The following is a 1450-nucleotide window of genomic DNA, read 5'->3' as shown; positions in this document are numbered from 1 at the left end:
GGGTGTCCCTATGGTTTTGGTCAAGCCGCTTTGGGTTCTTTGTGCTCGTAGAGGGTTCCGTTTTTGAGCATGGCGAAGATGACGTCGCAGCGGCGTCGGGCGAGGCAGATGACAGCAGCATTGTGTTTCTTGCCTTGGGCGCGTTTCCGGTCGTAGTAGGCCTTGGAGAGCGGGTCGTGGCAGGAAGCGACCCACGCGGATCTGAATAGGGCGTTTTTGAGCTGTTTGTTCCCGGAACGTGCCGGGTATTCGCCGCGGATGGATGTTCCGGAACGACGGGTTACCGGTGCGATGCCGGCGTAGGCAGCCAGGTGTCCGGCGGTTTCGAAGCTGCTTCCATCGCCGATGGTCAGGAGTATCGTTGCCGCGGTCTTGATGCCTACTCCCGGCATGGACATCAAGACTTTGGAAAGAGGGAAGTCGTCCAGAAGTTTTTCGACTTCCTCTGCCACGATGGCCCGTTGCTGCTTCAGTTCCTTGATCTGCCCTGCAACCCGGGGAATGACCAGCTCCACCGCTTCTGTGCCGGTCACGGTCACGGTCTGCTCGCCCAAGGCAGTGAAGACTGCGTCGATGAGGTGTACCGGGTCCTTCCGGCTGTGGTTGCGGGCCCAGCGCAGCACGTTGCCCCGGCCGGCAGCCCGCAGACCGGTCGGACCGGCGTACTTCATCAGCATGTCGAGCACCAGTTGGCGGGTGAGTGTATCGCCGGGAAAGGCACGCTCGAGGGCGGGGAAGATCTGCAGCAGCAGCGACCGCAGCCGGTTGATCGCCCGGGTGCACTCGTGCGTGAGGTCCACGTCGAAGCCGGAAAGCACCTTCAACGCTGCCAGGACCTCGCTGTCCCGGTCCACGGCCCGCAAAGTGTGCGGCATCGATCGGGCGGTCGCGGCGATGATGAACGCGTCCTTCGCGTCCGTCTTCGACTTCCCCGGATGCAGATCCGCGGCCTTGCGCATCGCCAACCCAGGCAGGTACGCGACCTCGCAGCCGCAGTCCCGGGCGACAGCGACCGGCAGCGCGCCGATCGTGTTGGGCTGGTCCACGATCATCAGGACCTTCCCGTGCTCCTGCAGGCTCGTGAACAGTTCCCGCAGCCGGGCTTCGTCCTGCGGCAGCGGCTTGTCGAAGAGCCGTTGCCCGGCACGGTCGAGGGCGGTGGCGTGATGCTCGGCCTTGCCGACATCCACCCCGCAGTACACGTCGAATCCCTGGTCCATGGCGCTCCTTTGCACCAGCATATGGCCGCAGTCATGACACCTGATGCCGGCACCCACGTTACAAAGAGACCAGAACCCCAAACCTGTTCGGCCATGTCCCTATCAGCGGTCAGCAAGCGTCTCCGAACCCGGCGACAACACCCCCCGGATCATCAAGGACAGGGCGACAGAGTCATACCGGATCCAGCGACCATATCCCCGGCCATCGGGGACTGAATAAATGTAACGGG

At 63.1% G+C, this 1450-nt stretch carries 1 protein-coding gene; it reads right to left on the bottom strand.

All coding sequences use genetic code 11. The features are described from left to right. Nucleotides 1-20 precede the first annotated feature (20 nt). A complete protein-coding gene (locus tag AHIS1636_RS19555) occupies nucleotides 21-1220 on the bottom strand; it encodes an IS110 family RNA-guided transposase (RefSeq protein WP_264797538.1) in 1200 nt (399 codons plus the stop codon). Nucleotides 1221-1450 lie beyond the last annotated feature (230 nt).

Origin of the sequence: Arthrobacter mangrovi, assembly GCF_026011795.1 — a bacterium.
GTDB classification, from domain to species: Bacteria; Actinomycetota; Actinomycetes; order Actinomycetales; family Micrococcaceae; genus Crystallibacter; species Crystallibacter mangrovi.
This window is presented reverse-complemented; position numbering and strand designations above follow the sequence as displayed.

Coding starts and splice junctions, on each gene's coding strand:
- AHIS1636_RS19555 (WP_264797538.1), bottom strand. CDS start 1,220: ATGGACCAGGGATTCGACGTGTACTGCGGGGTGGATGTCGGCAAGGCC.